Annotated in this window: 17 protein-coding genes and 1 pseudogene; 9 read left to right on the forward strand and 9 right to left on the reverse strand. The window is 74.5% G+C overall.

Features of this window, described 5'->3' with window-relative positions; translation table 11 throughout:
• Positions 1 to 205: 205 nt before the first annotated feature.
• Together ACFVIM_RS16900 and ACFVIM_RS16905 are read right to left on the reverse strand one after the other, a co-directional pair.
• Positions 206 to 1,828, reverse strand: coding sequence for an HtaA domain-containing protein (locus ACFVIM_RS16900; RefSeq protein WP_384301798.1), 1,623 nt, complete (start codon positions 1,826 to 1,828; stop codon positions 206 to 208).
• A gap of 59 nt (positions 1,829 to 1,887) precedes the next feature.
• Positions 1,888 to 3,312 (reverse strand): HtaA domain-containing protein, encoded by a 1,425-nt coding sequence (locus ACFVIM_RS16905; RefSeq protein ID WP_384301800.1) that lies wholly within the window; start codon positions 3,310 to 3,312, stop codon positions 1,888 to 1,890.
• A 219-nt stretch (positions 3,313 to 3,531) separates the two neighbouring features.
• Here ACFVIM_RS16905 and ACFVIM_RS16910 point away from each other — a divergent pair, with 219 nt between their 5' ends.
• The 4 genes from ACFVIM_RS16910 to ACFVIM_RS16925 all read left to right on the forward strand — a co-directional run bounded on the left by ACFVIM_RS16910 (position 3,532) and on the right by ACFVIM_RS16925 (position 8,051).
• The gene (locus ACFVIM_RS16910) at positions 3,532 to 4,575 is read left to right on the forward strand and encodes a hemin ABC transporter substrate-binding protein (RefSeq protein WP_384301802.1); all 1,044 of its coding nucleotides are present in this window, start codon (positions 3,532 to 3,534) and stop codon (positions 4,573 to 4,575) included.
• Positions 4,572 to 5,915, forward strand: a complete 1,344-nt coding sequence (locus ACFVIM_RS16915; RefSeq protein WP_384301804.1) for a FecCD family ABC transporter permease — start codon at positions 4,572 to 4,574, stop codon at positions 5,913 to 5,915. Before ACFVIM_RS16910 ends, ACFVIM_RS16915 begins: the two co-directional genes overlap by 4 nt.
• Entirely contained in the window at positions 5,912 to 6,820 is a 909-nt protein-coding gene (locus ACFVIM_RS16920) for a heme ABC transporter ATP-binding protein (RefSeq protein ID WP_384301806.1), read from the forward strand. Before ACFVIM_RS16915 ends, ACFVIM_RS16920 begins: the two co-directional genes overlap by 4 nt.
• Positions 6,821 to 7,049: 229 nt before the next feature.
• Positions 7,050 to 8,051 (forward strand): hypothetical protein, encoded by a 1,002-nt coding sequence (locus ACFVIM_RS16925; protein WP_384301829.1) that lies wholly within the window; start codon positions 7,050 to 7,052, stop codon positions 8,049 to 8,051.
• A 187-nt stretch (positions 8,052 to 8,238) separates the two neighbouring features.
• Here the strand turns inward: ACFVIM_RS16925 and ACFVIM_RS16930 are convergent.
• The 3 genes and pseudogenes from ACFVIM_RS16930 to ACFVIM_RS16940 all read right to left on the reverse strand — a co-directional run.
• Positions 8,239 to 8,508: pseudogene (locus ACFVIM_RS16930) on the reverse strand (hypothetical protein); the annotation flags it as partial.
• A 234-nt stretch (positions 8,509 to 8,742) separates the two neighbouring features.
• On the reverse strand, positions 8,743 to 9,525 hold the full coding sequence (locus tag ACFVIM_RS16935; protein ID WP_384301808.1) for a bifunctional DNA primase/polymerase: 783 nt from the start codon (positions 9,523 to 9,525) through the stop codon (positions 8,743 to 8,745).
• Positions 9,526 to 9,675: 150 nt separating this feature from the next.
• A complete protein-coding gene (locus ACFVIM_RS16940; RefSeq protein ID WP_384301810.1) occupies positions 9,676 to 10,311 on the reverse strand; it encodes a TetR/AcrR family transcriptional regulator in 636 nt (211 codons plus the stop codon).
• 226 nt (positions 10,312 to 10,537) lie between these two features.
• Between ACFVIM_RS16940 and ddaH the strand changes: the two genes are divergently transcribed.
• On the forward strand, positions 10,538 to 11,362 hold the full coding sequence (ddaH, locus tag ACFVIM_RS16945; RefSeq protein WP_384301812.1) for a dimethylargininase: 825 nt from the start codon (positions 10,538 to 10,540) through the stop codon (positions 11,360 to 11,362).
• Positions 11,363 to 11,366: 4 nt separating this feature from the next.
• Here ddaH and ACFVIM_RS16950 read toward each other — a convergent pair whose 3' ends face one another.
• Positions 11,367 to 12,368, reverse strand: a complete 1,002-nt coding sequence (locus ACFVIM_RS16950; protein WP_384301814.1) for a small ribosomal subunit Rsm22 family protein — start codon at positions 12,366 to 12,368, stop codon at positions 11,367 to 11,369.
• 268 nt (positions 12,369 to 12,636) lie between these two features.
• On the opposite strand from ACFVIM_RS16950, the gene ACFVIM_RS16955 reads away from it, so the two are divergent.
• Positions 12,637 to 14,070, forward strand: a complete 1,434-nt coding sequence (locus ACFVIM_RS16955; protein ID WP_384301816.1) for a hypothetical protein — start codon at positions 12,637 to 12,639, stop codon at positions 14,068 to 14,070.
• 10 nt (positions 14,071 to 14,080) lie between these two features.
• Here the strand turns inward: ACFVIM_RS16955 and ACFVIM_RS16960 are convergent, their stop codons facing one another.
• Positions 14,081 to 15,700 carry an alkaline phosphatase D family protein gene (locus ACFVIM_RS16960; protein WP_384301818.1) on the reverse strand — a complete coding sequence of 540 codons (1,620 nt, stop codon included), beginning with the start codon at positions 15,698 to 15,700 and terminating at the stop codon, positions 14,081 to 14,083.
• Between the two features lie 1,121 nt (positions 15,701 to 16,821).
• On the opposite strand from ACFVIM_RS16960, the gene ACFVIM_RS16965 reads away from it, so the two are divergent.
• Positions 16,822 to 17,082: a hypothetical protein gene (locus ACFVIM_RS16965; protein ID WP_384301820.1), complete on the forward strand. Its 261-nt coding sequence runs from the start codon at positions 16,822 to 16,824 to the stop codon at positions 17,080 to 17,082.
• Positions 17,079 to 17,327 (forward strand): hypothetical protein, encoded by a 249-nt coding sequence (locus ACFVIM_RS16970; protein ID WP_384301822.1) that lies wholly within the window; start codon positions 17,079 to 17,081, stop codon positions 17,325 to 17,327. Before ACFVIM_RS16965 ends, ACFVIM_RS16970 begins: the two co-directional genes overlap by 4 nt.
• 162 nt (positions 17,328 to 17,489) lie before the next feature.
• On the opposite strand, the gene ACFVIM_RS16975 is transcribed toward ACFVIM_RS16970, so the two are convergent.
• On the reverse strand, positions 17,490 to 17,684 hold the full coding sequence (locus tag ACFVIM_RS16975; protein WP_384301824.1) for a DUF397 domain-containing protein: 195 nt from the start codon (positions 17,682 to 17,684) through the stop codon (positions 17,490 to 17,492).
• 4 nt (positions 17,685 to 17,688) lie between these two features.
• Complete coding sequence (locus ACFVIM_RS16980) at positions 17,689 to 18,573, reverse strand: helix-turn-helix domain-containing protein (protein WP_384301826.1); 885 nt, start codon at positions 18,571 to 18,573, stop codon at positions 17,689 to 17,691.
• Between the two features lie 1,468 nt (positions 18,574 to 20,041).
• Here ACFVIM_RS16980 and ACFVIM_RS16985 point away from each other — a divergent pair.
• Positions 20,042 to 22,842: BTAD domain-containing putative transcriptional regulator (locus ACFVIM_RS16985; RefSeq protein ID WP_384301828.1), on the forward strand; the 2,801-nt coding region annotated here is incomplete at its 3' end.

Raw genomic sequence — 22,842 nt, forward strand, 5'->3', positions numbered from 1 at the left:
GCCTCGGGGCGCGCTCCCTCCCGTCCGTACGAGGGGAGGGGGCGCGCCCCGAGGCCGTGCCCGTCAGGCATACCCGTCCGGCGTATCCGTCACGCGTATCCGCCAGACGCGACCGTCCGGCGCGACCGCCCGGCGCATCCGCCGGAAGCGCCCGTCACGCGCGGCCGCCAGGCCGATCCGTCAGACGCGGGCGGCAGGCGTACCGTCAGGTCCGGGCGCCACGGCGGCGCGCCGCGAACACCACGCCCGCGCCCGCCGCGACGACGACGGCCGAGGCGGCCGCGAGGGCGCCCGCCGGGATCTCGGCGCCGGTGTCGGCGAGGTTGCCCATCGCCGCCGCGCCCGTGCCGCCGCCGACGGAACCGCCGCCACCGGTCGCGGCGCCACCGGTACCGGTCTGGTCCGCCGACCCGCCCTCGGCGCCGCCCCGGGACGAACCGCCCGGCTTCGCCGGGAGCTTCACGGCCTTGTCCAGGGAGGCGGCGGCGGTGACCTTGTCGAGCGGCTCGCCCGCCTTGTACATGCCGTCGAACGCCTTGGTGCCGTCGGCGGTCAGGGTCGCCGAGAGGGCCTTGAGCGTGACGGCCTTGCCGCTCGGGGTCAGGGCGCCGCTGGGGAGCTTGAGGGTGGCCAGCGCGAGGTTGTCGTACTTCTTCACCGCGCCGGTGGACTTGCTCTTGGTGCTGACGTCGGCGTAGAGCGTGCCCTTGGTGCCGCTGGCCTTGACCGTGAGGTCGCTGAGCCGCAGATCGAGGATGTACTGGCCCTGGGTGCGGTGACCGAGGAAGCGGACGCTGCCGCCGAAGCCGACCGAGAGGGACTTCTTGGCGGTGTCGTAGGTGCCCGTGCCCTTCGGGAAGCGGTAGCCGCTGCCGGAGGCCGTCGCGCCGCCCTTCAGCTCGACCTTGCCCTGGGCGATGGGGCCGGAGACATAGGTACGGAAGCTCTTCTTCACCCCCCAGTCCAGATTGCCGTCGACGACGGTCGCCTTCCCGGCCGGGGGCGTGGGCTTGGACGTGGGCTTGGCGGTGGGCTTGGCGCTCGGCTTCGCGGTGGGCTTGGCCGACGGCTTGGCGGAGGGCTGGGAGGTCGGCTTACCGGTGGGGCTCGGGGTGGGCTTGCCGGTCGGCTTGCCCGTCGGGGACGGCGTCGGCTTACCGCCCGCCGCCTTCACCGAGAGCGTCACCGGGTCCAGCTTCTCGCCCTCCGGGTAGTGGAAGATCTCCCCGCCCTTCTTGGTGATCGTCGCCGGTATGTCCCTGAACACCATGGCGCCGCCCGCGCCCTGGCCCGGCGTGGCCCTGGTCATATCGAGCTGGGCGAGGGCGATGTCCCGGTACTCGGTCTTCTTCCCGGCGCCGGGTCCGGCGGCGGGCACCATCGTCACATCGCCCTGGACCGAGCCCTTGGTGCGGTCGCTGACCATCGTCAGATCGGTGAGGGTGAGGGTGAAGTGCTGGGCCGCGAAGACGACCGTGCCCGTGAAGGAGGTACGGGTCCCCTTGGTGGCCGGGTCGTAGGTGCCGACCCCGCCGGTGAAGGTGAACGGGCCGTTCCCGGCGGCCTGCTGGGCGCCGTCCTTGACGGTGATGGACCCGCCACGGCCCACGTAGTCGCGGAACTCCTTCTTGAAGCCCCAGTCCAGTGTCCCGTCCTTGAGCCCGATACCGGAGGCCCCGGCCCGGGGTGCCTGCTGGCCGGTGGCGGGTTCGGCCGCCTTCCCGGCGGGGCCCGCCGCGGCGGCGGGCAGCGCGAGCGCGGTGGCGCCGAGCGCGGTGGCGGTGGCGACCGCCGCGGCGAGGGTCAGGGGACGGCGAGTGGCTGGCATGGCGGTTTCTCCTGGGTGAAAGGGGGGTTCGGGAGATGCTGGGGGGTGTACGGAGGGACTCAGCCGGTCTGTGTGGGGCGACGATCGCGGCGACGGCGTACGAGAAGGAACGCGACGGCCGTGAGGGCGAGCGCCCCGGCCCCTCCGGCGGCGACGGCCACGACGGGGAGTTCCCCGTCGTCGGCGGACGCGGCGGCCGGGACGGGCTCCGGCGCGGCCGGGGTGGCGGGGGCGGGCGGCGGCGGGGTGGTGGCCGGGGTGTCGTCGCCGAGGTCCGGCAGGGCGGGCAGGGCCGCCGCCCGGTCCACGGCCACGGCGAGCGAGACCGGGTCCATCGCGGTGCCCGCGCGGTAGAGGGAGCCGAAGGCGCGGGCGCCCTCGGCGGTGAGGGTGGCGGGCGCCTCGGTGAGGGAGGCGAGACCGTCCTCGGGGGTGAGGTCCGGGGCGGCGAAGGTGACCAGGGGAACGGCCCTGGTGGTCGTGCCCGCGCTGGTCACATCGGCGCTGAGGGTGCCACGGCCCGCCGTGACCTTGGCGGATACGGCGCTGAGGGTGAGGTCGAGGTGCTGCCCGGTGAAGCGGACCGCTCCGGCGAAGGAGGCGTCCAGGGTCCGGGCGGCGGGGTCGTAGGTGCCCGTGCCCCGCGGGAAGCGGAAGAGCGCGCCGCCGTCCTGGGCGCCGCCGCTGAGGGTCCAGCGGCCCTGGGCGATGGAGCCGGTGACGTACTCGCGGAAGGTGCGGCGCACCCCCCAGTCCACGGCGGCGTCCTGGAAGGCGTGGGCGGCCCGGGCGGGTGTCGCGGGCTTCTGCGCCGGGGCCTCGGCGGGCCTCTTCGGCGGCGCGGCGGGCCGCCGCTCCGTCTGCCGTACGTCGACACGGAGGCTGACCGGGTCGAGCGGGGTGCCCGCCGGGTAGAACCCGGCGAAGGCGGTGGCCCCGCGCGCGGTGAGGGTGGCGGGCACGTTGGTGAGGGTGATGGGGCTGGTGCCACCGCGCATATCGATACCGGAGAGGTCGAGCGCGGCGAAGCCGACCTGGGCGGCGCGGGTGACCTTGCCACTGCCCCGGGCCTTGCTGACCACGTCGAGGTGGAGCGTGCCCCGGCCGCCGCTCACCTTGACGGTGGGGTTGGCGAGGGTCAGCTCCAGTTCGTGCTCGCCACTCGGCTTGCGGTGGCCGGTGAAGTGGACTCCGCCGGTGAAGCGGGACTCGAAGGCGCCGGTCCCGGGGTCGTAGCCGCCCCGGGCGGAGTGGAAGCGGAAGCCGCTGGTGCCGATGGTGGCGGCGCCCGCGCTCAGCCGGTAACCGCCGCCCGCGATGGGGCCGGTGACGTACTTCTGGAACGAGGACTTCAGCCCCCAGTCGAGCCGTCCGCCCTGGACCGTCCGCTCGGCCGCCTGGGCTGCACCGGCCGGGAGGAGCGCTCCCGGCAGGGCCACGAGAAGCGCGACGGCGAACGCGCGGGCCGGTCGTGTGGGCAGCATGACGGATTCCTCCGAGAGGGCGAGGGGGGGTGACGGCCTGGTGAAGCAAGGTAAGGCTAACCTAAGCTATACCCAGCCTCCGCCGATAGCCCAGGGATTCCGTTTCCGGTCGTCGGCACCCCTTGCGAACGGGGTGTTCCGGCCAGTACGCCCGGGCGCCAACGGCCGGAGGGCCCGGTCCTCCATGACCCGCCACGGACGAACAGGACGGTGTTTCCGGTGCTTTCACAGGCCAAGGCGCGCTCGGCGCGCGCGACTCGCACGGTGCGCGCGGCCCTTGCCGCGCTCGCCGTCACCTTGGTGGTGAGCGGGTGCGGCGGTGATTCCGCTTCGGCGCCGAAACCGAACGGGCAGTCGGCCTCGGCCACCCCTGACCGGGTCGAACCCCTGGCCGGTACACCCACGCCCGGGCTTCCGGTCACGGTCCCCTCGGCGGACGGCCGAAAGGTCACCGTCACCTCCGTGGACCGGATCATCCCGCTCACCGGCTCACTCAGCGAGCTGGTCTACACCCTCGGCCTCGGCGACCGGGTGGTGGCCCGCGATGTCACGGCCACCTTCGAACAGGCCGCGGGACTCCCCGTGGTGACCCGGGGCCACGATGTCTCCGCCGAGAGCGTGCTCTCCCTCAGGCCGACCCTCGTGCTCGCCGAGACCGTCTCCGGCCCCGCCGAATCGATCCAGCAGATCCGCGACGCGGGCATCCCCCTGATCGTGGTGGCCACCGCGAAGGGACTCGCCGACGTCGCGCCCCGGATCGACGCCGTCGCCTCGGCCCTGGGCGTACGGGACGCCGGAGCCGAACTCACCCGGCGCACCCAGGAACGGATCACCGCCGCCCAGCGGGACATCCCCCGCCCGGCCTCCGGCGACAAGCCCCGGGTCGCCTTCCTCTATCTGCGCGGCACCGCCTCCGTCTACCTCCTGGGCGGCCGGGACTCGGGCGCCTCCTCCCTGCTGGAGGCGGCGGGCGCGATCGACGCGGGCAAGGAGTCCGGACTGACCAAGGACTTCACCGCCATCACCAGCGAGGCGCTGGCCAAGGCCGCGCCGGACGCCATCCTGGTCATGTCCAAGGGCCTGGACTCGGTGGGCGGCGTCGACGGACTGGTGAAGATCCCCGGCGTGGCCCAGACCCCGGCCGGGATGGACCGCCGGGTGGTGTCGATCCCGGACGGGGTGCTGCTCAACTACGGCCCGCGCACGGACGAGGTGCTGACCTCCCTGGTGGACCAGCTGTACGCGGACGGGCGCGGACGATGACGACACGGCACGGGACCGGGCGCGGACGGCCGGAGCCGGAGGCGGTGAGCCCGGCGGACGCGGCACCGGATACGGCGGGGATGGCGGGTGCGGCACCGGGCGCGACCGGCACGGCGCCGGGGACGACGGGCACGACCGGCACGGCGCTTGAACCGCCGGGCGCGCCCCGCGCGGAGGACCACACCGGGGCGCCCGAGCGGGCCGCCACGCCACCCCCGGCGGCGCGTGCCACGGCGACCCCCGGCACGACGCCGGACGCCTCCGGCCAGCCCGTCCCCGTACCGCCCGTACCGTCCGCGACCCCCGCGGCCCCCCGCTCCCGCGCCTGGCCGCTCACCGCCGGACTCACCGCCGCGCTGCTGCTCATCGCGCTGGTCTCCGCCGGATACGGCGCCTACGACATCCCGCTCGGGGATGTCCTCTCCTCCGTACGGCACCGGATCGGGCTCGGCGGTCAGCCACTGGACCGGGTCGGCGAGAGCGTGCTGTGGAATGTACGGCTGCCCCGGGTCGTCCTCGCGCTCCTCGTCGGCGCGTCCCTGGGCTGTGCGGGTGCGCTGATGCAGGGCGTGTTCGGCAATCCGCTGGCCGAACCCGGCGTGATCGGCATCTCCGCCGGGGCGGCCGTCGGCGCCGTCGCCTCCATCGCGTTCGGGCTGAGCTTCCTCGGCAACTGGACCGTCACCGTCAGCGCCTTCATCGCCGGTCTGGCGACGGTACTGCTGGTCTACGCGCTCTCCCGCTCCGGCGGACGGACAGAGGTGGTGACCCTCATCCTCACCGGGATCGCCGTCAACGCCTTCGCGGGCGCGCTGATCGGGCTGTTCATCTTCTTCGCGGACAACGCGCAGATCACCCAGATCACCTTCTGGCAGCTCGGCTCCCTCTCCCAGGCCACCTGGCCCAAGGTGCTCGCCGTCCTCCCCTGCACCCTGCTGGGGCTGGCCATCGCGCCCCTGTACGCGCGCAAGCTCGATCTGCTCGCCCTCGGGGAGCGGCCCGCCCGCCATCTCGGCGTCGATGTCGAGCGGCTGCGGATCGCGCTGATCCTCGTCGTGGCGCTGCTGACCGCCGCCGCCGTGGCGGTCGCGGGGATCATCACCTTCGTCGGGCTGCTCGTGCCGCATCTGCTGCGGATGGTGAACGGGCCCGGCCACCGCTTCCTCGTGCCCGGCTCCGCGCTGGGCGGGGCGCTGGTGCTGGCCGTCGGCGACCTGGCCGCGCGGACGGTCGCCGAACCCGCCGAGCTGCCGCTCGGGGTGCTCACCGCGCTCTTCGGCAGCCCGTTCTTCTTCTGGCTGCTCCGCAGGACACGACGTCAGCAAGGTGGTTGGGCATGATCGGGCTCTTCGGTTCCGGTGCCGTCGGTTCCCGTGCCGGTTCCGGTGTCGGTTCCCGTGTTCTCGGCACCCGGCGGCGGCGGGTGCCCGCGCGTCCCGCGCCCGGCACGGTGCTCGCCGAGGCGCGCGGGCTGCGGGTGCGGCTCGGCGGCCGCGAGATCCTGCGCGGGGTCGATCTGAGCGCCCGCGCGGGCGAGGTCCTGGCGCTCGTGGGCCCCAACGGCGCGGGCAAGTCGACCCTCTTCGCCGCCCTCGCCGCCGATCTCACCCCCGACGCGGGCACGGTCTGCCTCGCGGGCCGCCCCGCCGCCGACTGGAGCGCCCCCGAACTCGCCCTGCGCCGGGCCGTACTGCCGCAGTCCACGGCGCTCTCCTTCCCCTTCCCGGTGCAGGACGTCGTACGGATGGGACGGGCGCCGTGGGCGGGCACGGTACGGGAGGACCCTCACGACAGCGGTGCCGAGGACGACACCGCCGTCGCCGAGGCGCTGGCGGCGACCGAGACGACCGCGTTCGCGCACCGGCCCTTCTCCGCGCTCTCCGGCGGTGAGCGCGCCCGGGTCGCCCTGGCCCGCGCCCTCGCCCAGCGGACCCCGCTGCTCCTGCTGGACGAGCCGACGGCCGCGCTGGACCTGCGCCACCAGGAACTGGTGCTGCGGATCTGCCGGGAGCGGGCGGCGGCCGGGGACGGGGTGGTGGTGGTCCTGCACGACCTGGGGCTCGCGGCGGCGTACGCGGACCGGGTGGCGGTGCTGCACGAGGGACGCGTGGCGGCGGACGGCCCACCGGAGGAGGTACTCCGGGACGAGCTGCTGACCCGGGTCTACCGGCACCCGGTGGAGGTCTTCCCGCACCCCCGGGACGCCTCGCCGGTGATCCTGCCGCACCGGCCCGCCCGCGGGTAGCCGAACCCCCGGCACGCACCGGCACGCCCGCGCGTAGCCGGACGGGCCGGGGGCCGTTCCCCGGGGCCGGGATTCCCGTCGCCGGGAGCCCGTTCCGCCGCCGCCCGGGCCGCGTCGGCGCCGGGGCCGGGCCGCGCCGGGAGGTGCGGGCGGCTAGGGTGCTGCTGATGGATCGGGCTGGGTCAGGGGAAGACGACCGATGAGAACGCCGATGCGGCCGATGCGGGTCATGGGACGGTTCCGGTTCCCACGCCGAACGCGGCCACGGGGGAGGGCCGTTCTCCTGGCCACCGCCCTCGCGCTCACCGCCACCGGCTGTGTCACCGTGCACGGCGAACGGCTCGTCGTCCCCGTCGCCACCCCCGCCGAGGCCGCCGACGCCCTGCGCGCGTTCACGACGGCGTACAACGCGGCCGACAAGGCGTACGACCCCGCCCTCGGGGTCGGCCGGGTCACCGGCCCCCTCGGCGCGATCAACCAGGCGGGGCTGCGCGCCCGCAGCGTCAACTTCCCCGACGGCAACCCCGAACACGTACCGCTGGAACTGACCGACGCGACATTCACCATCCCCAAGAAGGCGGGCTGGCCCCGCTACTTCCTCGCCGACACCGACTCCAACCGGGACGACGACAAGAGCGCGGCCGACAACCGCTGGGTGCTGGTCTTCCTGCGCAACGCGCCGGGCCAGCCCTGGCGCGCCGCCTATCTCTCGATCCTCTCCCCCGGGCAGATCCCGGCGCTGAGGAAGGACGCCGACGGGCACGGCGTGCCCGTCCCGGCCGACAGCACTGCCTTCGCCCACCGGCCCGCCGCACTGAGCCGGGACTACGTCGCGTATCTGACCAGCGGCAGGCCCGATCACTTCCGGGACGGGCCCCACACCTCGGACTGGCGCGCGGACCGCCGTCAGGACGCCAACCGGCCCGGGAAGACGACCCAGTACATCGACCAGGCCGTCACGGGCGGCGACTACGCCCCGCTCGGCCTGGTCACGGCGGACGGTGACGCGCTGGTCTTCTTCACCGTCCGCACCTTCGAACGGGAGACGGCCGCCCCGGGCGTCGCCCTGCCCGTCACCCCCGATGTGCGCGCCCTGCTCACCGGCCAGGTCCGCTCCTCCCTCACCAAGGAACGCGTCTCCAGCCAGGCGGTCGTGGTCCCGAAGGCCCCGGGCGGCAAGGTGACGGTGCTCGGCCGGATCACGGGCCTGACGGCGGCGAAGGGCTCCTGAGCCCGGACGCCCGGCCGGGCCACGCCTCCTTGGGCCGCCGCCCCATCGCGGCGCTCTCCTCGTCGCTCACCTCGACCCCGAAGTGCTCCGCCAGGTAGGCGCGTGTCCGCTCCGCCGACTCCCGCCGTTCCTTGTCGGTCGGCGTGGTCTGCCTGGACTCCCGCGCCAGCGGACGTCCTCTCGCGTCCTCCTCGGCGAAGACCTCGTCGAGCACCTGTCGCGCACGTCGTCTCGCTGCTTCCGACAGCGGCCCTCGACGGCTCTCGTGGTCGGTCAGATACGCGTCGAGCGCCAGCCCTCTCAGCTCCCGTTCGACGACCGAGGCGACGAAGGCGGAGAAACCGCGCCCGCCGGTCCGGGCACGGATCGCCTCCACCGTGCCCGCCGGCGGGGAGAGGCTGACCCGGGTCGCGGGCCCGTCACCGATGCCGTACGTCGTCATCTCGTTCTCGGACATGGCGCCCAGAGTGTCAGAGGAGGACGGAGGAGAAAGTTCCGTAGCGTGGGCGCGCAGCGGCGAAACGGGAGCGTCCGTACGCATGCGTACGCTGACCCACACCGGTGCGCGCCCTCTCCGTCATCGGCACCAGACGGAGCGGGGTGGCGAGCACGGACGGACGTCCATCACGACACGCAGCGAGGGATACGGACGTGCCCCGCCGGGACCCCGAGGCGTATCCGGCCGGTGGCGTCAGCGGCGGCCCAGGGGCCAGGCCACCTCGGGGGCGCCGTCCTCGGCGGCCTCGATCTCGCCCGCGTAGCGGGCGCAGGCGTCGGTGAGGGACTCCAGCAGGGTCAGCGGGTCCGGGAGCGGATGCTCGGGGCCGCGGACCCAGTGGACGTCGTGGTCGCCGGGGAGGCGGGCGGGCGGCACCAGGACATAGCTGCCCCGGCAGTGCCAGCGCAGCCCCGGGTGCTCGTCCATGGTCTCGGGGCGGCAGTCCAGCTCACAGGGCCACCACTCGTCCTCGTCCGCCGGGGTGCCCCGGGTGGCGGTGAAGAACAGGGCCCGCCCCTCCTCGCCCTCCCCGCCGGCCTCGGCCACGGGTCCCACCTCGATGCCCTGGTCCAGCAGGCTCTCCAGGGCGCGCCGCCCGGCCTCCAGCGGGACGTCGAGGACGTCGTGGACCATGCCGGTCGCGGTGATGAAGTTGGCCTGAGGGTCGCCCTGCGCCCAGCGCAGGATCTGGGCGCGGTCGGTGGTGGACTGGGTCTGCCAGGCGAAGGAGACGGGGTGGCGGGCGGGGATGGGACAGCCGATGCGCTCGCAGGAACAGCGGTAGGCGACGGGGTAGGCGGCGGGGGCCAGCGGCATCCCGGCCTCGGCGACGGCGAGCAGCAGCTCCTCGCGGCGGGAGGCGTCGGCGTCGGGGCCATCGGTGTCCCGGGGGCGCCGACGCAGCCACTGGGCGATCCGGTTCTCCCAGGAGAGCCTGCTCTCCGTGCCGCGATAGCGGCCTTTACCGTCGCCCATCTATCCCCTCACAGCTCTCAGGCTCGCCCCGCGTGGTCTCTACCATGGTCGCACCATCCTGCGCCGTGGGTGGCCACAGTTCCCAACCGGGGGAGGAGTGGGACCGGGCCGGTCGGGTGCGCGGGCGCGTTCAGGGGTGGCGCGGCGCCGTCACGGGCGGGGCGCGAGTCCGGCGAGGGCGTAGTCGACGAGGGCGTCGGCGTAGGCGTGGGTGAGCGGCAGGGTCCGCAGCAGCCAGCGGTGGTAGAGGGGCCCGACGAAGAGTTCCGTCGCGATCCGGTGGTCGATCCCGGGCCGTACCTGTCCGGCCTCCTCGGCCACCCGCAGCCGGTCGACGTAGAGCCGGATCGCCGGGTCCAGCAGCTTCTCCACGAACTGGGCGCCCAGCGCGGCGTCGAGCACGCCCTCGGCGGCGAGCGCGCGGGTGGGCCCCTCGACGACAGGGTTGTTCATCTCGTCCACGGTGGCGCGCAGCACGGTCCTCAGATCGGCGGCGAGATCGCCGGTGTCGGGGAAGGCGTACGACCGCGCCGGGCCCTCCCCGGTGGCGCCCGGGCCGTCCGTGCCCTGCCCGGCCAGATCGAGGAACGCCTCCATCAGGACCGCGGACTTGGAGGGCCACCACCGGTAGATGGTCTGCTTGCCGACCCCGGCACGGGCGGCGATCCCCTCGATGGTGGTACGTCCGTAGCCGACCTCGACGACGAGGGCGAGGGCGGCGTCGTAGATGGCGCGGCGGGAGCGTTCGCTGCGGCGGCTGGAGTCGGGGGCCTTGGCGTCGGTCATACGACGCAATCTACCGCGCCAGAGGCGATACGTATCGTCTCGGCCTGAATGTGGTGGTGACGGTCCCCACACCCGGCGCCAAACCTCCTGGTGCCCCCGTCATGCCGCGCTGGAGCCGGATGTGATCCTCGCGACGAACGGGTTCCATCGCGCCGTTTCGGCCTCACCATGGCGGAACACGCAGACCGCGTGCACCACCGCCGTACTCGTCTGTGAGGAGCCCTCCTTGCGCTCATCGCTTCGTGACGCGTCGCCGCGTCGCTTCCTGATGTGCCCACCCACGCACTTCGAAGTGACGTACTCCATCAACCCGTGGATGGACCCGGCGAAACCGGTCGACCTCCCCCTCGCGCTGACCCAGTGGGAGGACCTGCGCGACCGTTACCGCTCGCTCGGCCACACCGTCGAACTGCTCACCCCCCGGCCCGGACTGCCCGACATGGTCTACGCCGCCAACGGCGCGACCGTCATCGACGGGCGGGTGCTGCTGGCCCGGTTCGCCCACCCGGAACGGACCGCCGAGGAAGCCGTCCACCGCGACTGGTTCCGCTCGGCGGGCTACACCGAACTCCACGAGCCCGCGCACATCAACGAGGGCGAGGGCGACTTCGCCGTCACCCGCTCCTATCTGCTCGCCGGGCGGGGCTTCCGGTCCAGCCCCCTCGCCCACGGCGAGGCCCAGGAGTTCTTCGGACGGCCCGTGATCGGGCTCGACCTGGTCGACCCCCGCTTCTACCACCTGGACACGGCCCTGTCCGTCCTCGACGACGACGGCGACGACGTCATGTACTACCCCGGCGCCTTCTCCCCCGGCAGCCGGGCCGCCCTCGCCCGTCTCTTCCCCGACGCGCTCATCGCCGACGAGGCCGACGCGCGGGCCTTCGGACTCAACGCCGTCAGCGACGGCCGCCACGTCCTGCTGCCGCAGGCCGCCGTGGGCCTCTTCGACAAGCTCCGGGACCGGGGCTACGAACCCATCGGCATGGACCTGGGCGAACTCCTCAAGGGCGGCGGCAGCGTGAAGTGCTGCACCCAGGAGCTGCGCGCCTGATCCGCTAGTCCGTGTGGGGCGGCCACGCGTCGCCCCACTCCACATCGCGGGCGCCCTTGTAGAGCGGGCCCTGGCGCTTGGTGACATTGACCCGCTCCAGCGTCCCGGGCCCCGTGCACAGCTCCAGCTGGACCAGGCCCTTGCGGATCTGCGGCTTGCGGGTGATCCGCGCCGCCGCCGGGGTCACCGGGAAACGGGTGGCGGCGACATACGAGAACTTCTCGTCCTCGTACGCCAGCGAACCGCCCTTCACCTGCCGGTGCAGCGAGGAACGGCTGACCCGGGCCGAGAAGTGGCACCAGTCCGTACCCGGGGTGATCGGGCAGTCCCGGTCGTGCGGACAGGGCGCCGCGACGCTCATCCCCGCCCCGATCAGTGCGGCGCGGGCGCTCAGGATCCGCTCATAGCCGTCCGGAGTGCCGGGCTCCACGATCACCACGGCCTGCCCGGCGCGGGCGGCCTCGGCGACCAGGGCGTCCCGGTCCGCCTCCGTCAGCTCCTTCAGTACGTACGAGACCGTGACCAGGTCCGCGTCCGCCACCCGCAGCGCCGCGCCGATCCGGGCCCGCTCCCAGCGCGCCTCGCGCAGCCCCGGCAGGCCCGACGCCCCCGCCAGCTCCCGCCCCAGCGCCAGCGCGGGCTCGGCCCAGTCCAGCACCGTCGTGCGCGCGGCGCCGTCCCACGCCTCCGCCACCGCCCAGCTCGCGGCGCCCGTCCCGCCACCGATGTCCATATGCGTGCCCGGCACCCAGCCGGGCGCGGCCTCACCGAGCGCGGCGAGCGCGGACCGTACGGCCTCGAACGTCGCGGGCATGCGGTACGCGGCGTACGCGGCGACGTCGGAGCGGTCGCGCAGGACCGGGGCGTCGGTGGGGGTGGTACCGCGGTAGCTGGCGATCAGGCGCTCGACGGCGCGGGTGGCGTGCGAGGGCGGAAGGCCGTCGAGTACGCCGGAGAGCGCGGCGCGCAGCACGTCCGCGGTGGGGATCCCGTTCACCAGCCGCATCCTACGGGCCCACCGCCGGGGGCCCTGCGGGGCCTGCTGGGTCCTGTCCGGGCGAGGGGGGCCGCCACCGGGCGGAGCCTGGGGGTGCCCCCCCCTCGCCCCGGGCGGCCCACAAGCGGGCGGGTCCGTGCGTGGTGTGGGCTCGCGTCGCGCGGGCGGGGGGCGAGGCAGGGGGCGGCGCGGGGTTGGCTACGCTGGCGGGTCTCGTGGTGTACGGAACGTGAGCGGGTGCCCGCGCCCCCCTCCCTCCCAGAGGAGCCCAGAACGCATGGCACGAACGCGCCGCCCTGTCTCCCCCGCCCATCGAGGCGTCTCCCCCGCCCGGCGCGCCCTGCGGCTCGGTCTCGTCGGCGGGATCACCCTGCTCGCCTCCCTGCTGGTGCTGGGCATGTGCGGCACGGGCGGCGACGGCGCCGACGGGGCCCACGGCGACCACGATGCCGGGCCGGGGAAGGCGCGGGCGGCGAACGCCTCGCCCAGCGGCCCGCCCGCCCCGCGTCTGACGGTCCCCGCCGCCTTCGAGCCGGGCCCCCGGTGGGAGGTGCCGGTGGCCGCCGCCGCGTACGCCGTCTCCCCCGCCACCGGCCGGGTCGCCTATCTGGAGCCCGCCCCGGGCACCGGCTCGCGCCTGCGCGCGCTGGACGCGGCGACCGGCCGGGCGGTCTGGAGCGGCCCGCCGCTGCCGTCGCCCGGCCCGGGAGGTTCGGGGGTGCCACGGCTGCTGTCGGTCTCCCAGGGCGGCCGGGACTATCTGGTGGTGTGGTCGTTCGGGCGTTCCGCGACGGCGGCCGGGGACACCGTTCCCGGCGCCGACGCGCTCGCCGCGCGCGGGGTCAGCGCCGTGTCGCTGGACATCCATGACGCCGTCGACGGCACCCTGCGGCGGGTCGAGGTGCCCTGGCCCACCGCTCCGGTGGTCTCCGGCACCGGCCCGGGGATCCTGATCGCCGACGGTCGCACCCGTAACGCGGTGGTCGATCCGGCGACCGGCCGGGTCACCCGGGTTCCGGAGCGCGCCTTCGGCGCTCCCCGGGGCTGTACCGGCTGCCGCCGTCTGACCGAGGTGCGCGGGCTGACCGCGCGGGGGCTGCTGCTCAGCGGCGAGTCGGGGTTCTGGGTGCGGGGCGGCTGGGAGAGCCGCCGGGCGGCCCCGGCGGGCGCCGATCCCGCCTCCGGGGTGCCGACGTCGGTGGTGAGCGGCCGTCTGGTGGCGAAGTGGCGTCCGGCCCGGGGGCGGGCGGATGCCCGTACGCATGAGATCTGGGCGGTCCATGACACCGCGTCGGGCAGGCCGCTGGCCGCGGCCCGGTGTGTGCGTCCGGCGATCGAGCCGGGCGAGCACCCGCGGGCCGCGCTCTCCCCGGACGGCGCCTTCGTCGTCGCGGGCCATCTCGCCTTCGATCTGAAGCGCCGCAAGGGGCACTGTCTCCAGCGGCTGGACGGCGGCGCCGCGCCGCTGACACTGACGACGGTCACCGGCGCGGGCACGGCCTACGGCGCGACGAGCGCCCGGGGCGCGGCGGACGCGCTGGCGGGCGGCGGCACCCCGGTCGAACTGGACCTCACCCGGCCCGCGCCCCGGCCGCTGGCCCTGCCGGAGCCCCATATCCGGATCCCGTCGGCCGAGGTCGCGGACGTGGCCCTGTTCGTCTGGACCGATGCCCGCGACCGTCACCATCTGGTGGGCCACGCCCGCCGCTGAGAGACGCGATCTACACCGGCTTCAGCCCCGGCTCCCCCGCCTCCGTGACCAGGGACATGGCGGTGCGTACGGGCGCGCCGGGCACGGTCACCGCGCTGACGGTCCGGTAGTCGGCGCGGGCCTGGCTCTGGTCGTAGCTGATCAGGGTGTAGCCGCGGCGGCCGTGGTAGTAGCGCAGATGGGGGTTGGCGCGGGTGAGGTTGTCGTAGTTGGCGGGCCGGTCGGCGCCGTCGCGGCCGCTGCTGATGGAGGTGGTGACGATCTCGGTGCCGAGGGTGCGCGAGTCGGGGTCCGACCAGTCGGCCTTGAGGTCGAAGCCGTAGCTGACATGGACGTCGCCGGTGAGGACCATCAGGTTCTCGACCCCGGCGGCCCGCGCCCCGGCGAGGACGCGGTCCCGGGCGGCGGGGTAGCCGTCCCAGGCGTCCATGGAGACCTTGTACGCGGCGGAGGGGGTGTCGCGCCGCTGGGCGAAGGTGACCTGCTGGGGGACGACGTTCCAGGTGGCTCCGGAGGACTTCCAGCCGTCGAGGAGCCAGCGTTCCTGGGTGGCGCCGGTCATGGTGCGGGCCGGGTTCTCGGACTCGGGGCCGGGGACGCGCCATCCGTCCCCGTACGCCTGGTTGGAGCGGTACTGGCGGGTGTCGAGGATGTCGAACTGCGCCAGCCGTCCGAACCGGAGTCTGCGGTAGAGCCGCATATCGGGGCCGCTGGGGCGCTGGGGGGCGCGCAGCGGCTGGTTCTCCCAGTAGGCGCGGTAGGCGGCGGCCCGGCGCAGCAGGAACTCCTCCGGCGGCACCCCGTTCTCCGGGTCGGATCCGGCGTAGTTGTTCTCGGTCTCGTGGTCGTCCCAGGTCAGGACGTAGGGGTGGGCGGCGTGCGCGGCCTGGAGGTCGGGATCGGACCGGTAGAGCCCGTAGCGCAGCCGGTAGTCCTCCAGAGTGACGGTCTCGCGGTTGTAGTGCGCGGGCAGGGCGAGGGCGGGGTCGTTGCGGTGGCCTCCGGCGGCGTTCACGGCGTACTCGTACAGATAGTCACCGAGGTGGAAGACGGCGGCGACATCCTCGTCGGCGAGGTGGCGGTACGCGGTGAAGTAGCCGTCGTGGTACGCCTGGCAGGAGGCGACCCCGATCCGCAGCCGGGTGGTGGCGGCGTCCTCCCGCGGCGCGGTGCGGGTGCGGCCGGTGGGGCTGATCCAGCGGCCGACGCGGAAGCGGTAGTAGTAGGCGCGGTCGGCGTCCAGTCCGGTGACATCGGCCCGGACGCTGTGGTGGTACTCGGGGTGCGCGGTCTCGGTGCCGCGCCGCGCGATCCGGGCGAAGCGGCTGTCGTGGGCGATCTCCCAGTCGACGTCGAACCGGGCCTGGGGCATTCCGCTGCCCGGTTCGTAGGGCTGGGGCGCGAGCCGGGTCCACAGCAGGACGGCCCCCGGCCGGGGTTCGCCGGAGGCCACCCCGAGCCGGAACGGGTCCTCGGGGATCTCCAGGCGGGCGTCCCTCGCGGCGGCGTGCGCCGATCCGGGCAGATCGGTGGCGAAGGCGAGGGTGAACGCGGCGGCGGTGCCGGTGAGCAGCCGCCGCCGGCCGACGAGTCGCGCGGCGGCGGCACGGAGTTCGGGTCTGTGGCTCATGGGCGCGGTCGCTCCCTGCTGGTCTGAGGGGGTGTCGGTGCGGCGGTACACGGGTACGGCGGTCCGCTGGTTCGGGGGTCCGCTGGCCCGCTGGTTCGGGGGTCCGCGGGTTCGGGGGTCCGCGGGTTCGGCGAGGGCGGTCCCCTCGCAGGGGAGTGGGCGCGCATGACGACAAATTGTCGAGTACATGGCATGTGGGCAACGGCCGGATGAGGACCATGGGCGCGCCGGGGCCGCTCCCGTCACCCCTGGCGCGCGGGTGACCCCTGATTCCCCGTGGTCACCCGGGCGCGGGGTGCGGGCCTGCTGACGGCGGGACGCGTGCGCCGCGCCGCCACGGTTGTGACCTCACGGGCTGATGTCACCATGCGGTTAGTCACTGTTTGCGTAATTTCGCCCCGTGTCGTGCCGACGTTCCACAGACTGGGCGCCCCGGAGCCACCGCACGGGCCCGCCGCGGGGTGACGGGGAGACGGGGCGTCAGGCCCGCCACCGACATTGGCGCGAAGCCCACCCGCGACGACCGGCACCACACCGGCCGCTCATCCCGGCACCCCACTCACGTACCGTCACGGCCGGTCCACCGATGGCGATATCACAGGAGATCAGGGGAAGAGGACAACCGCTCGCCCACCCCGGTCGTCTCAACCGATGACGTCGTACGAACCGAGCGTCCGCCACCCGTCCCCGTCCATGACAGGCTGCGCCTTATGAACAAGCACTCCACGCCCGACCCGATCTGGGACACCACCGACGACCGCCCCGCCCCTCCGCTGACCTGACCCACCCCTCCCCCGGCGGTTCCGCCCGGGGACGGCCCCGCGGGCCGACGGAACGGCCGTCGGCCCCGCCCGGTCCGGTCCGGTCCGGGACGAGCGCGCCCGAGGCCCGCCGCCCGGGAGCCGCCGGGCCCGCATCAACGGCGGCGTCCAGGTGGCGGCCGCCGGAACGACCGCGACCCGCTCCCTTGAGCCTGATCCCGTCACGGCGGCCGGACCGGGTCCGCGCCCCGCCTCGACCAGCTTCACCCGCCCGCCTCGACCGGGTCCGCGCGCTCATGCCCGCTGACACACCGCTACCGTTGCTCCACGGGGAGGAACGAACCGGGAGGGGAGGCTGGGGTGATCCGGACCTTCGTGGGCGGCGAGCTGGTCACGCTGCCGGGCACCATCGCCGAGATCCGTGCGGGCCTGACGGAGGAGGAACGGGCCCGGTTCGAGGAGGAGATCAGCGGCGCCCCGCTGGCCGAACTGCCCCGGGTCGCCGCCCGCTGGGCGCTGCCGCCTGCGGCGCGGCGGGCCGATGACGAGGTGTTCGAGCGGCTGAGCCGGGGTGACTACACCGGCATCGTGGACGAGCGGGGTGGGCCGGTGCCCTCATGAGCCCTTACGCGCTGGCCTACGCGCCCGACGCCGCCCTCGTCCGGGAGGTGCTGCCCGAGGGGCTGCGCGCGCGGTTCGACACCGAGATGCGCAAGCTCGCCGCCGCCCCGTACGCGGAGGGGTCCACACCGATCCGGGAGGAGCGGGACCGGCGGGACGCGACCGTCGCGGGCTGCTTCGTCGTGTACTACGTGGCGCAGCCCGTACTGCGGATCACCGCCGTCCGGATCCAGACGCCCTTCTGACGGCCCGTCCGGGCAGGCACCTGGCCAAGCCCCATGCGACCGAGCCACGCGCCCGAGGCGTATCCCCGAGCCCTGCGCCTGAGCCGTATGCCCGAGCCACGCGCCCAGGCCGTGCGCCCGAGCCGTGGGCCGCCTCCCGCCCGCGCGACGGGAGACGGGGTGTCAGGGGGCGTTGAGCGAGGTCAGGAAGCGGGTCCAGGCCCCGTCCCCGACGATGACGACGGAACCCCGGGGGTCCTTGGTGTCACGCAGGGCCATGGCGGCCGGGAGCCGGGCCGCCGCCACGCACTGACCACCCTGGTTGTTGCTGTGGCTGGAGGTGTACCAACGCGCCCTCGCCAGTGGGTCATCGCTCATGGGGTCAATGCTCCCTCAGCGCGGCACGGATCATGCCCAGGGATTCCTTCGGCCCCAGGGCGTCGGCCTGAATCCCCGAGAACGCGTCCTCGTAGCGGTCCACACACGTGCCGCTGCGGATCACCTGGGCGTCCCCCAGGTTCTCCAGATAGACGATCGGCTTGATCGCGTCGTGCTCATGGAACCGCAGCAGGGTGAACGCCCCGTTCATCCCCGTGTGCGCCCCGGCGCGGAACGGCATGATCTGCACCCGTACCCGCGGCAGCGAGGACGCCACCTCCGCGATGTGCTCCAGCTGGGCGCGCATCACCGCGGCTCCCCCGACCCCCCGGTAGAGGACGGCCTCGTTGACGACCGCCGCGAAACGCAGGGGCGTGTCCGCCCGGCGCAGCGCCTCCTGGCGGGTGATGCGGACCGTGACATGCCGGTCGATCTCCTCCTCGCTCAGCCCCCGCCGGGCCACCTGGTAGATCGCGCGGACGTACGCCTCCGTCTGCAGCAGGCCGGGGACGAACTCCGCCTCGTAGTTGTGCATCGCCGAGGCCGTCGCCTCCAGCCCCAGATACGCCTTGAAGGTCGGGGTGATCGCGGGCCGGAACTCCCCCGACTGCCACCAGTCCCGCTTGGTCTTCGTCACCACCGCGTACCCGGTCAGCAGCGCCCGCTTCTCCGCGTCGGCGCCGTACATCTCGCACAGGGCCATGACGTCCGACGGTTCCACCGCCGCGTTCTCCCCGGTCTCCAGCCGGGTGAGCTTGGACGGGCTCCAGATCAGGCGCTTGACCACCTGGTTGGCCCGTAATCCCGCCAGCTGGCGGAGCTGGCGCAGCTCCCGCCCCAGGTGCAGGCGGCACAGAGCGGGTGTGGCCGACTCGATGTCCGTGATCATCCGGTGTCCTTCCTGCGCGCACTATCCAGTGTGTCGGCGGATTTTCCGCCCGTACGAGGAACGTTCTGCGTCGGTGCGGGAGATTTCACTCCCGCACGCACAACCCGCGAATGAGCGGGAGTTCTCGCAGAAGAATGGCGTCGGAATCCTCGGGGGACGGTTGCGACCGTTCCGTCGCCCCGGTCTCGCTTGCTCCAGATTCCCATGTGTCACCGGCATTTCGAAAGCGGTACGGAGAAGAAGGGCGCGCGACCCGGGCCGGGATATCCACCGGGTCCGGCCGTGGCCCCGGGAAAGGAGGGCCACCGGACGGTGTACGCCGGACCGCAGGACCCGTGCCCCGACGCGAACCCCGCTGCTCAGCACCGCGCTGACGGCCGCCGGACGGTGAGGGGCAGAGCGTGCCTGGCGCCGTCGGCGCGGTCCGGTTCGCCCCTGGGTGCCGTCTCGGAACCAGAATGAGGCGCGCGGGGTATGCGCAGCGGGCGGCGATCATTCGCCGGGAAGGCCCGGGAGTGTCATCCCATCGCCCGGCCGACACCACGGGGGAATGCGAGCGGGAATGGCGGCGGGGAACGGAAACACGGTCGCGCGGGTCGCGCGGACGGGCCCGAAAATGCGCCGTGTGATCCTGCCGTGCTTATTTTCCACATCGCGGGATTGAACCGGAAAGGCCATTGATCCGTGGCGGGTGCCGGTTCGGCGGCGCGGGCGGGGTTCCGGTGCGCGCGGGGTTCCGGTGCGGGCCGGGCTCGCGCCCGGTCCCCGCCCGGCGGTGTGACGGTGCGGCGGCGTGGTGGCCCCACGGCCCGGCGGCCCGGCGGCCCGGCGACGTGACAGCGCGGCGACGTGACAGCGCGGCGACGTGACAGCCCGCCGACCCGGTGGCGCGGCTCAGCACGGAGGTCAGGTCCGGGGCCGGGGCCGGGGCGGGGATCGGGGATCGGGCGATGGGCCTGAACCGGCCGGTCCATCGGCCGGTGTCCCGGGCCCGGGGCCCCGGCGCGTCGGCCCGCCCACGCCCACGCGGCCGCCCGGCGCCGCCCGTGAGCCGTGCCGGGTGCGGGCCCCTCACGGAGCGCGCCGGGCGGCGCCCGCCCGGAGGCCCGGCCGCCTCCGTACGGCGCCGCGGCGGACACACGAAGGCGCCGTCCCACCCTCCCCCGAGCACGGGTGGGACGGCGCGTCCGTCCGGCACGGGACGGACCTCCTACGCGGCGGACGATCGGTCACAGATACCGGTCGTCCGCCGCACGCCCTGGCCCGGCCGCGACCGGAGGCGCGGTCCACCGCGCCGCCCGGTGCTTCCCCCGAGCCGGGTCCCCTGTCCAGGGCTGATGCCATGGTGCGCCGGAGGGCTTGCGCCAAACCTTGTGGAAACCTTGTGGCGCAGGTGACCGGGGCTGAGGATACGGACGGGAGGCCGCCTGGGGGGCGGGGCTCCGGCACCACAGGGGAGGCACGTGCCATGGCCTTACGGGTCGGCGTTCTCGGAACCATCGAGGTGTGGACGGAGGACGGGGCTCCGGTGGACGTCGGGGCCGCCCGCCAGCGGTGGGTGCTGGCGGCACTGCTGATGGACGCGGGCCGGACGGTGCCGGTGGGGACGCTGGTGGAGCGGATCTGGGGTGAGCGGCCACCCCGTCGGAGCCGGGAGACGCTCTACGCGTACGTGTCACGGCTGCGCTCGGTCCTGGCGCCCTTCGGCATCGGGCTGGTGCGGGAGTCCGGCGGCTACCGGCCGGTGCTCCCGGCGGACGCCGTCGACGCGCACCGCTTCCGCGCGCTGGCGGAACGGGCCCGCACCGGCGGCCAGGGCCAGCGGGCCGTGGAGCTCTGGGAGGAGGCGCTGGTCCTCTGGCGCGGCGGGGAGGCGTTCGCGGGGGCGGACACCCCCTGGTTCGCCGAGCAGCGGGCCACGCTGGAGCGGGAACAGTTCGCCGCCCGGCTCGACCTGGTGGACATCCGGCTGGCACTGGGGCAGCACGCCCGGATCGTGAGTGAACTGTCGGCCCGCGCGGAGGCGCATCCGCTCGACGAGCGGGTGGCGGGACAGTACATCCTCGCCGCCTACCGCTCGGGGCGGCAGGCGGCGGCGCTGGAGTGGTACGAGCGCACCCGGCGGCGGCTCGCGGACGAACTGGGCGTGGACCCGGGGCCCGAGCTGCGCCATCTGCACGCCCGTATCCTCGCCGAGGAGGCGGGCGCGCCCCCGGTCGGCGTCGCGGACCGTCCCGTACCGCGTCAGCTGCCGCCCGCGCCCGCCGCGTTCACCGGGCGGACCCGGGAGCTGTCCGCCCTCGACGACCTGGTCAAGGCGGGTCCGGCGAGCGGCGAGGCGGTGGTGATCTCGGCCATCGGCGGCACCGGGGGCATCGGCAAGACCTGGCTGGCGCTGCGCTGGGCCCATGAGCGCCTCGACCGCTTCCCCGACGGCCAGCTCTATGTGAACCTGCGCGGCTTCGACCCGTCGGCCCTGCCGGTGCGGACCGAGATGGCGGTACGGGGGTTCCTGGACGCGCTGGGCGTGGCGCCCGAGTGCGTACCGGCGGACCCCGGCGCGGCCGGGGGGCTGTACCGCTCCCTCACCACCGGGCGCCGGATGCTGATCCTGCTGGACAACGCGTACGACACCGAACAGGTGGCGCCGCTGCTGCCCGGCGGCGGCACCTGCACCGTACTGATCACCTCCAGACGGCTGCTGCCCGGCCTGGTCACCGCCCACGGCGCCGCCCCGCTGACACTGGACGTGCTCCCCGAGGAGGAGGCGCGGGCGCTCCTGGTCCGCCAGCTCGGCACGCTCGCCGCCAAGGCCGACCCGGACTCCGTCGACGCGCTGCTGCGGCACTGCGCGGGGCTGCCGCTGGCGCTGAGCATCGCGGCGGCGCGGGCGGTGGCCCAGCCCGAACTGCCGCTGGCGGAACTGGCGGAGGAGCTGCGCCAGGCCGACGAACGGCTGGACGCGCTGGACGCCGGGGATCTGACCAGCAGTCTGCGGGCGGTGTTCGCCGCGTCGCACCGCTCGCTGGAACGGGCCGAGGCGAACGCCTTCGGACTGCTGGGACTGGCTACGGGCGCCGATATCAGCCTCGCCGCGGCGACGGCGCTGCTCGGGGTCACCCGGGCGCGGGCCCGGCGGACACTGCGGCAGCTCCAGACCCTCCATCTGATCGGCCGGTCCGGTCCCGACCGCTACCAGATGCACGATCTGACCCGGCTCTACGCCAAGGAGCGGGGCCGTGGCGAGCCGGACACCGGGGCCGCGCTGCGGCGGCTGGTCCAGTTCTACACCGACACCGCCCGCGCCGCCGACCGGATCACGGACCCGCACGGCGCCACCCAGGACCCCTCGCCCCCGTCGGAGCACGGACTCACCTTCGCCGGCCCCGAGGAGGCGGCGGCCTGGTTCGAGAGCGAACACGCCGGGCTGTACGGGGCGCTGCGGCTGGCGTCCCGGCAGCGGTGGGAGCGGCTGGTGTGGCATCTCGCCTGGGCCCTGGACAGCCATCTGCTGCGCCGGGGCCATGTGGACTGCCATGTGATCGTCTGGCAGACCGGCCTCTCGGCGGGCCTGAGCCTCAACGACACCAGGACCGTGGCCATGGCCCGCCGCCGCCTCGGCACCGCGTATCTGCGCACCGGCCGGGAGGAGGAGGCGTACGAACAGTTCCACCAGGCCCTCCTGGAGTTCCAGACCCTCGGCGACGGCCTCAACGAGGCCCACACCCGCCAGTCCCTCGCGGGCGCCCTCGGCCACGCCGGACACTTCCGCCGGGCCCTGGTCCACGCGATCGACTCGCTGCGGCTCTACCGCGAACTGGGCGACCGGATGTGGGAGGCGAGCGCCCTGAACACGGCGGGCTGGTTCCACGCCCACCTCGGCGACTGGGACCAGGCCCGCGCCTACTGCGAGGAGGCCCTGCCCCTGTGCCGCGCCCTCGGCTACCGCCAGGGCGAGGCCGCCACCCTCGACAGCCTCGGCTTCATCGCCCGCCACACCGGCGACCACCCCGCGGCCCTCACCCACTACCGCCACGCCCTGTCCCTGCGGCGCGCCCTCTACGACACCTACGAGGAGGCCGACGCCCTGGTCCGCATCGCCGAACTCCACACCCTCCTCGGCGACACCACCGCGGCCACCACCGCCTGGCACCAGGCGGAATCCCTCTACCGCGACCAGCACCGCACGGGGGACGCACACCGGGCACGCGAGGAACTGGGGCGGCTTGGGCGGGAGGAAGGGAGTCGGCTGGGGCGGGAGGGTGGGGG

It is taken from the genome of Streptomyces sp. NPDC057638, from assembly GCF_042800315.1.
Lineage (GTDB): Bacteria > Actinomycetota > Actinomycetes > Streptomycetales > Streptomycetaceae > Streptomyces.